5 protein-coding genes and 1 pseudogene are annotated in these 9,617 nt (G+C 30.9%); 4 read left to right on the top strand and 2 right to left on the bottom strand.

Annotation, left to right across the window (positions count from 1 at the left end):
- Positions 1 to 69: 69 nt before the first annotated feature.
- Positions 70 to 3,654, top strand: coding sequence for a T9SS type B sorting domain-containing protein (locus tag AABM47_RS04795; protein WP_338409789.1), 3,585 nt, complete (start codon positions 70 to 72; stop codon positions 3,652 to 3,654).
- 64 nt (positions 3,655 to 3,718) lie between these two features.
- Here the strand turns inward: AABM47_RS04795 and AABM47_RS04800 are convergent, their stop codons facing one another.
- A complete protein-coding gene (locus AABM47_RS04800; RefSeq protein ID WP_338409790.1) occupies positions 3,719 to 4,072 on the bottom strand; it encodes an RNA-binding protein in 354 nt (117 codons plus the stop codon).
- A gap of 257 nt (positions 4,073 to 4,329) precedes the next feature.
- Between AABM47_RS04800 and AABM47_RS04805 the strand changes: the two are divergent.
- Together AABM47_RS04805 and AABM47_RS04810 are read left to right on the top strand one after the other, a co-directional pair.
- Positions 4,330 to 4,497 (top strand): annotated as a pseudogene (locus AABM47_RS04805) (type I methionyl aminopeptidase); the annotation flags it as partial.
- Between the two features lie 5 nt (positions 4,498 to 4,502).
- Entirely contained in the window at positions 4,503 to 5,375 is an 873-nt protein-coding gene (locus tag AABM47_RS04810) for a hypothetical protein (RefSeq protein ID WP_338409791.1), read from the top strand.
- Here the strand turns inward: AABM47_RS04810 and AABM47_RS04815 are convergent.
- Positions 5,358 to 9,059, bottom strand: a complete 3,702-nt coding sequence (locus AABM47_RS04815; protein WP_338409792.1) for a metallophosphoesterase — start codon at positions 9,057 to 9,059, stop codon at positions 5,358 to 5,360. The two genes, AABM47_RS04810 and AABM47_RS04815, sit on opposite strands and share 18 nt — an antisense overlap.
- Before the next feature lie 31 nt (positions 9,060 to 9,090).
- Between AABM47_RS04815 and AABM47_RS04820 the strand changes: the two genes are divergently transcribed.
- Positions 9,091 to 9,617, top strand: a 527-nt coding sequence (locus tag AABM47_RS04820; RefSeq protein WP_338409793.1) for an HD domain-containing protein, incomplete at its 3' end; no start/stop codon positions are given.

Genomic DNA, 9,617 nt, shown 5'->3' on the forward strand with positions numbered 1-9,617 from the left:
TGATTAGGATTAATAAAATGCTAATTTTATTTTCAATAAAACAGCCAATAATGAAAACCAAAGGAATACTTGTTTTTTTTTTTTATAAGTTTAACTGTTTTTGCACAACAAGGTGCGTCTTCTTGTGCAGCTTTAGAAGCTAATTTAAACTTATATCAATCATGTGCTACAACTATAACTTTTACAAATTCTACAGGTAGTAACTTAGAAGAGTTTGACACAACATGTATTGAACAATCATTTAGGGGTCCAACTTGGTTTTTTTTTGAGGTAAAAGACCCTGGAACAATTGTATTAGAAATAAGTCAAACCGATTTAAACGGAAATGGATCAGATGTAGATTTTGTACTATGGGGTCCCTTTAACAATCTTACAAATATATGCAGCCAACTAAATATTGGAACTGAAGCTGATTGTAGTTGGAGTACTAGTAGCATTGAGTTTGTTAATGTTCCCTTTAGTTTAAGCGGTCAAAAGTATGTTTTATTGATTGATAACTTTTCTGAAACAGCTGGGAATATTACAGTAACTCAAACTGGAGGAACAGGAACAACGAATTGTGATTTTCTCTCAGATGTAGAAATTAAAAACACAGATGATACAGATATAAATCAAATCGAATACTGCAAACCAACAACTAAAGAGATTCTTGCTACTATTGACATAAGTGACTTTTCTGGAAATACAGCAGACTTGAGATTTAATTTTACTTGGTATAAAGACAACATACAAATAGGAAGTTCTATATTGAACTCTACACTTCCTACGAATGTACTTGCTACAACTGAGACAGGAGTTTATAAGGTTGTAACAACTGCGTATAACATTGTAAACAATCCAAACCAAACTAATCCTATCCCAACTAATAGTGAAGCTGAAGTAGATTTTAAATTTTATAACCTTCCAGATATTACTATATCAAATACAAATACGACTTGTCTAAACACAAACCCTTTATTAAGTACAACAATTAATAACAGTACATTAATGAACCCCAGTATTGATGTTTTAACCTACCAATGGTTTGTAGATGACATAGAAATAGATGGAGCAACTGCTTCCAGTTTTATGCCTATACAACAAGGAAATTATTTTGTTAGAGTCTCAAACGCTCCTTGTTCTGTTGTAAATTCTAATAGCATTTTAATCATTGCAAACCCAAATGTTTCTATTTCAAATGATCAAGTCATATGCGAAGGAACTAGTTATACCATAACTTCAACAAACACAAATGCTGGGACGAATATTGCAATTGCATATGAATGGTTTAAAAATGGTATTACAACAGGCATTACAACGCCAAACTATATGGTTAGTGCGTCTAATCAAATATTAAACACAACGGCTGTTTATCATGTAGTAACTACAGAACAACTTATTTGCAGTCAAACTTCCAATAATGTAAACATTACTTTAAACGCATTGCCTGTAATAAAAACATCCCCTATTTTATTTGAACAATGTGACTATTTAAACTCTACTATAGATGGTTTTTCGGAAACAAATTTAACACAAATGTATGATGAGCTTACTAATTCTACACAAGGATTAACACTTTATTATTATACCGATGCCGGGTTAACATCACCAATTACAACACTCCCAACAAATTTTTTTAATACCAGTCCATTTAATCAAACGATATACGTAAAAGCAATAAACGAAAACATAGTTCCAAGTTGTGCTTCTACAGGTACAGGTCAAATTAATTTACAAATTAACCCTACAAGTCCAGCATCTTATCCAGACCATACTCCCGTTTGCCCAGAAATTAATCAAAACTATGGATATATTGATTTTGATGCTCAACGCATTTTAATAAAAAACATCTATTTTCCAACATCTGATGTAATAATTTCATTTCATTTAACATCTAGCAATGCATCTACAGGCCTAGAAGAATTGACAAATAACTCCCAAATCTCTATAGGAACTTCTGTAATTTATACGAAAATAATTTCAGCAGGAACAAAAGCTTGTTTAACAATTGGCACATTTAACGCTACCATTAAAACACCCCCATTTCAAAAAACAATTCAGCAAATTACACTCTGTTTAAACGATTCATTTTTTCTTAGCTCGAAAGAAACTGAAGCTCTTTTAGATCAAAATACAACAGTAACAGCTTCCTTTTTTGATTCTTTTAGTGATGCAAGGTCAAATATTGACTTTATAAACAAAAATATTGCTTTGCCACTAGTTATAGGCACTAAAACATATTTTATAAGACTTTTTGATACTGATACCCAATGTTTTTCAATTGTAAATTTTGACATAGAAGTTTATCCAAGTCCAACAATTATTCAGCCGAATCCTATAAGTCGCTGCGGAAATACAACTGCAGAATTTGATTTAGATAGTAGAGTCAATCAAATAGTTGCTGGAAATACAAATTATCAAGTTGCTTTTTATGCTTCAGAAACTGATATGCTCGCGGGAAATAATATTACTAACACCATGAGCTTCACTTCTGAATCTACAATTATCTATATAGAAGTAACAGACCCAACAAACAACAACTGCAGCGCCATAACTACACTAGAAATAGAGGTTTTATATATACCCGGGGCAACAATAAACCCTACAAATATTGAGCAGTGTAGTTATTCTGGTTATGATGATTTTAATTTAAGAATAAGAGAAATAGAAATGGCTGGTACAACTTTAGTTTCTGATATAGAATTTAAATATTATATTGATTTAAACAATGCCATTTTAAACAACAATAACTTTATAGTAAATCCTGAGAGTTTTACCAATACAGACATAAATAATCAAAAAATATTTGTCCGCTTAAATAGTCTAACAAATATTGATAGCGAATCTGGCCTTCCGTGTTTCAGAATACTAGAATTAGAAGTAATTGCAAGAGCTTATCCAATAAATAATTTATTAGAAAAACCTTATATAATTTGTATAGATCAATCTACTAATACTGCTTATTCTGTTGAAATTGAAACATTATTAGATGAGACAAACAATAGCCATCAATGGTACACAGGTTTTGCAGGCCAAGCAGGAAATGAAATAATAGGTGCAAACAACAATTCTTATAGTACAAATGTTGCAGGTGAATATTCGGTAAAGATTACTCATAATGTTCCAAATGCTATAAATTGTGATGCCATCTATGATTTTACTACTCAAAATTCCTATATACCCAATACAATTACTGCAAATCCCTCTGAGTTTATAGCATTTGGTATTGAAAATACAATAACAACTACTGCTACTGCTACACCCACATCTTCAGATTACCTTTATTCGATTGATGGGTTTTCTTGGCAAGAAAGCAATGTCTTTACAGATATAAAAGCAGGTGAAAATATGTTATATGTTAAAAATAAATTTGGCTGTGGACAACAAATAAATACACTAATTACTGTTACAGGTATTCCTGCTTTTTTTACACCAAATGGAGATGGCTATAATGACACTTGGAATATAAAAGGCTCTAGTTTGCTGGATATTAACAGCATTCAAATATTTGACCGATACGGTAAATTTATAAAACAAATAAATGCTAATGAAGAAGGTTGGGACGGAACTTATAATGGCACATTACTTCCTGCAACTGACTATTGGTTTAAGCTTATTTATACTAAAAATAATGTTAGTCTTGAATTTAAAAATCATTTTGCTTTAAAACGATAAATACAAAAATTTAAAAAAAAATCCCGCTATAAGCGGGATTGATTTTGTTTTTAAGAAAAATTTGTTAAAAACGACTTCCACCACCACCACGGTTGTTGTCTCTGTCGTTATAACCACCTCTTCCACCACCACCGTTTCCACCGCGGTTATTGTTAAAGCTTCTTCTTTCTCCTTCTGGTTTTGGCTCAGATTTGTTAACTACGATAGTTCTTCCATCAATTGAACCTCCATTTAACTCATCAATTGCTTTTTGAGCTTCTTCATCATTTGGCATCTCTACGAAACCAAATCCTTTACTTCTTCCTGTGAATTTATCAGAAATGATTTTTACTGAATCAACAGCACCATACTCTTCAAAATAACCTCTTAAATCTGCTTCCTCAATACTGAATGGAAGACTTCCTACGAAAATGTTCATCTAAAATAGTTTTAATTGTGGCAAATATAGTGTTTAATATCATACAAAATTTAATTTAAATGTTAATTTTAATTATTCGCAATTAGCATTTGGTGATTTCTATGTAACTGTATTGTTGATACATATGTTTTTATTTACTTTATAAATCATTCAAAATGCTTAAAAAAAGAGCATGTAAGCAACTGAATATTACTTAAAAAAAAAGAGAAATAGTTTTAAATAGAATATTGTACTTTTGTGATTATGAAATTTTGTTTATGATTATTATAAAAACTCTTGAAGAAATTGAAATGATGCGTGAAAGCGCTTTAATTGTTTCCAAAACACTAGGCCTTATTGCAAAAGAAATTAAACCTGGTGTAACCACTTTATATTTAGACAAACTAGCCGAAGAATTCATAAGAGAACAAGAAGCAGAACCAGGCTTAATATGAAATTATTATTTTTTACTGTTTTTTTCTTGTTATTTTTAGTAATGTCTTGCTCTGAAAAAAACAGCCGTTTAACTGTTACATATAAACTACAGAGAGAATTAAACGAAGTTTCTGGCATTGCCTATGTTGATAACAAAACCTATGTTATTGAAGATAGTGGAAACAATAATAGTATTTACCTTTTGAAACAAAACGGAAAAATTGACAAAGAACTTATTATTGAAAACGTCAAAAATAAAGATTGGGAAGACTTAACTTCTGATAATTTTGGAAATTTATATATTGGCGATTTTGGTAACAATGATAATATGCGTAAAAATTTATGTATTTATAAAATTTATGCGAATCAATTAGGTGAAAATAAAATTACTACAGTAGTCAAAACTAGTTTCTATTATCCTGAACAAAAAAAATTTCCTTCTGATAAAAAAGAAATGTTCTACGATTGTGAATCTTTTTTCGAATGGAAAGGCAGTTTTTATCTTTTTACTAAGAACAGAAGTAAAGATTTTGACGGTACTGTTTTAATTTACAAAGTGCCTAATAAAACAGGACGTCACAAAGCTGAATTAATTGATGTTTTCAAAACCTGTAGTAACAAAGAAACCTGTACAATTACTAGTGCATCAATAACCAATGATGGCACTAAAATGGTATTACTTTCTCATTCGATTGTTTGGCTATTTGAAAATTTTGAATCGGATAATTTTACGAATGGCAAAATTAGCACCTACGATTTACAACACAAGTCACAAAAAGAAGCCATTTGTTTTAAAAACAACGACTTGCTTATTATTGCAGATGAAGCTGGTGAAAATTTGGGCAACGTATATGAATTTCCTATTACCGTTTTAAAAATCGAACCCTAAGCCAAAAGCTACTCTAATTCCGTCTGAAGAGCCAAAGACTCCAAAATTAGCTGTCAATAATTCGACTCCATCAATAAAGAAACCACCTCCATATGAATTGTTCCATTTGTTAGATCTTTCATTTTCTAACCAAACTCTTCCATAATCGAAACTGCCATAAAGCCCAAATTGTACTGGAATAATTCTTGTTTTTAGACTATTAAAGCTATAACGAATGTCAGTATTTTGATAGAATGATTGGTTTCCTAAAAACCGTTCGTTTCTATAACCACGCAATCCATCTGCTCCTCCGATTGATGCTCCTTGATAGAATTCAAAATTGTTTCCGAATATAATATGGCTTTTTAATTTTGTAGCTAAAACTAATAGTCCTGAAGGTATTAACTTTTGATTGAAACTAACTTCTGGAATCAAGTAGGCAAAATTTCTATTTTTTGTATCAATGTTTGCTTTATATCCGAATGAAAAAGCAGTTTTCATTCCGTTTGTAGGATTGGCTTTGTTATCGTAATTTTCAAATTGGTAATTAATTTCTGCTCCTATAAATTGCACTTCATCAAAAATATAATTAGGCAATTGCGTATTGTTTTCTACAAATCTATAAGGTGTATTGTTTACTTCTATCGATTCATAGGTCGTTTTTAAGGCTGCAATGCTTCCTGATCTACTTCTCCACTTTAAAGAAGGTGAAAAGGAGACTTTTCTTACTTTGATTCTGTTGTAATCTAAATTATCATCGTCATATTCATTCAATGTTTCATTGCCATATCCAAAAAAGTTTTGAGAAAAGTTTGGACTTTGCAATGCTGTATGTAATTCTAAATTAAAATTACCAATAACATTGGCTATTTCTACCTTATAACTTAATTCATAACCATTTGTTGTAAAATAGTAGGCTGCTTTCAATTCATGTTGACTTGAAAACGGATTACGTTCAAAACCATATTTGGTATATAAATCTGTAAAACCAATTTTCAAACCATCATCTGGATTTGCTCCTATTATTGGTATAATTTGATTGGTGCTGTTTTTTATTTTTTTATAGTCATAAACGTTTACATTATAGTCATCTTGTAAATTTAACGTTGCTTTATGCGCTGCATCTACATTGTTTTTCTTCGATTTATAATCGTAAATTACAATGTTCCTTCCTTGCTCTACTTTATAATCGTCGTTATTTTGACCACCAATTAATCTAATTTTTATCTTGTTACTTTTTCCTGTTACTTCAAAAGTATCATCGTCATCTAAACCATATATCCAAATCTCTTTTGTTTCTTTTGGATTATATATCCTATGAAAAAATTGATCTTTTATAGACTTATCTTTTTTTCTGAGGAAAGCAACTTCAACATTTCCGTTTGTTAAACAATTAATTTTAATATAATCATCCTTATTGGTAGCTGTTAAGACTGCAAATTTATTTACTACAGCAAAATATCGATCTGAAATGGCTTGCAAGTTGCCTCTTCTTGCTTTTAGTGTTTCTTTTATTTCAATAATGGTTGCATCATTCACTTCTTTTGGTACAATACGAAAAGCCGCATCAATTACTTCATCGGTAATGTTTTCTTGAATGTACTTTACTTGTTCGTCCCAATCTTTCTTCTCCAATTGATTTGTAAAAGCAATATCTAGAGGAAAAGGTTCAAAATTAAAGCCTTTCACATCTTTTAAATCATCGCTATACTTTCTAAGAATTTTAGCTGCTGGAATTAATCGAACTGCTGCTCCTAATAAAAAACCGTCTGACATTCTAGAAAACGGTTGGTCTCTATCTCGAGGTAAAGGTCTGTAAATGGTTTGACCGTTTTCTTTAAATTCTAACCATCTCCATTGGTCTTGATGTCTGTCCCAATCGCCTACTAACATATCGAACAATCGTGCTTTTACAAATGCTTTTTCGTCTATTTTCTTAGATTCATCATCATGAATTTCTTTAAAGACATCATGTGTACTAATTATTTTTCCTGAAAAATGTTTTCCAGCTAATTCCAAATGTCCGTCTGAAGCATGTTCTTCAAACAAATACAATTCATCACCAAACTCACTATTAAAATCGCCTAATGCTTTTTGCTTTGGAATGTAATACAAATTAGAGTTTAAATGGTGTAAGTCAATTGCATCAGACAATGTTCCAACAACAAAAGGAGCATAAGGGTATGAACCTGTAAACAGATCTTTTACTAAATTTTCGGAAGCTGTGTTTTTAAATTGACCTTCTACATATTGATCTTTAAACATCGCTGCTTGAATATATTGTGATGCATTTTTCTTCATGGCACGCATTACATATTGCTTCCCGTCTTTTGCTTCTAATCGCAAAGTTCTAGATTGTGTTCCTCCACCTTTTCTGACAGGTGATAAACCTCCAAATAAAGTATCTAAATTTACTGTTTTAACTTGCACTGGAACGCTATAATGTTTTCGAAAACGATCTCCCCAAAGTAATTTATGCAACTTGCTTTTCGTTGTTTCTTCTTGAGTATAAATAGCTGCTTTTATAGAATCATCAACTATCGGCTGAAATTCTTCAACATATTGCTTATTTGTTGCTCCAAAAACTTGTGTTTCATATTCAACAGTATCATTTTCTGCATTAATAAACTTAACCGAGGAGGAACCATTTTCGTAAACTTCTAACACTGCGAAACCATTTACTGCATGAGCATATTTTCCAGCTCCTACATTTCTTGTAGCAGTGGTTTTAGACCCTGAACCACTAATGATTTGTGGTATATTATCTTGTACTAAATACTGCAAACTATGTTCGTGTCCAGACACAATTACTACTTTATCGTTAAACTGAGAAGCCGCTACAATATTTTTTTTTAGTTCATTATAATGCACATTTTGCAAATCAGCATTTACAACACCCGTTGTTTCTCTCAATAAGTTTTTAATATTCCCTAACGGAAAAAAAGGTTGCATTGTATTTTTAAAAGAATATTGACCACCATGAGGTCCGTTTGAAAACATTGGATGATGAATGGCTATAATTGTAGTTTTCCCTCTTGCGTTTTTTATCTCACTTCTAAATTCATCAAGAAATTGAGTTCTAGTCTTAATATCACAATCATCATTAATTGTTGGGTGTTTGTCCCAATTAGTAATGTACCACTCCGAATCAACCAAAAGCAAAACAATATCCTCTCCTATTTTAATTTTCTCTATTGGACAACCGTTCTTTGGCAAGAAAGACTTTTCCCCAAGTTTGTCTTCTATATATTTTTGTTGTCTTTTTAAACCTTCTACTCCATTATTATACCAATCATGATTTCCTGGCAAAAAAATAGTTTTCCCTTTAAATTGATTTACAGCTTCTACTTGTGTATTTAGTTGATGTTCTGCTAAAGTTCTTTCTTCACTGTCTTTTTCTGGCAGTCCTTGTGGATAAATATTATCTCCCAGAAATAAAGCAGTAGCATTTTTATTAGCAATATCTAATTTCTTAGAAAAAAGTGATAAAGCAACAGTTGTGCTATCTACTTTCGCATTACCAGCATCGCCGATTAAATAAATGGTATGTGCTATTTTCTGGTTTTTATCTAATTGAATAACTTTATTTTCTTTGTCTTCTTTAATTTGCAATTGCATTGTTGCACACGAATTAAAAAGAAAAAGTGTTAGCAACACAACTGAAAAGTAACGAAAAAGCGAAACATGTATTTTAACTGAAAACATTTTCATAAATTAGTCGAATAAATAGTAAACAATGAATTTGATTTTAAAAGTAGAAAAATTTGTAGAAGAATTATTTAAAGAAAAACTTCCGCTCGCTTATACGTATCATAACTTCAATCATACTAACAAGGTGATTCAAGCAGTTATTGAAATGGCTAATTATTATCAAATATCTCACGAAGATAAAGAAAAATTAATAATTTCAGCATGGTTTCATGATTCAGGTTACACTATTAATGCTCAAAACCATGAAGCCTTTAGTTGCGAAATTGCAACCGCTTTTCTTAAAGAGAACAACATCGATAACGAATATATAAATGAAGTAGTTGCTTTAATAAACGCTACTGTATTTAATTATGTTCCTAAAACCAAATTTGAACAAATCATTAGAGATGCCGATTTTCATCATTTTTCTAAGAAAAACTATTTATCTGTTTGTGAAGAACTACGAAAAGAATGGGAAGCAACTTGCGATAAAAAATTCACAAATGAAGAATGGGCAAGAGAAAACCTTGCAATGTTTACTCAAAAACATACTTATTATACTTCTTATGCTTT

Origin of the sequence: uncultured Flavobacterium sp. (assembly GCF_963925415.1) — a bacterium.
Taxonomy (GTDB): Bacteria; Bacteroidota; Bacteroidia; order Flavobacteriales; family Flavobacteriaceae; genus Flavobacterium.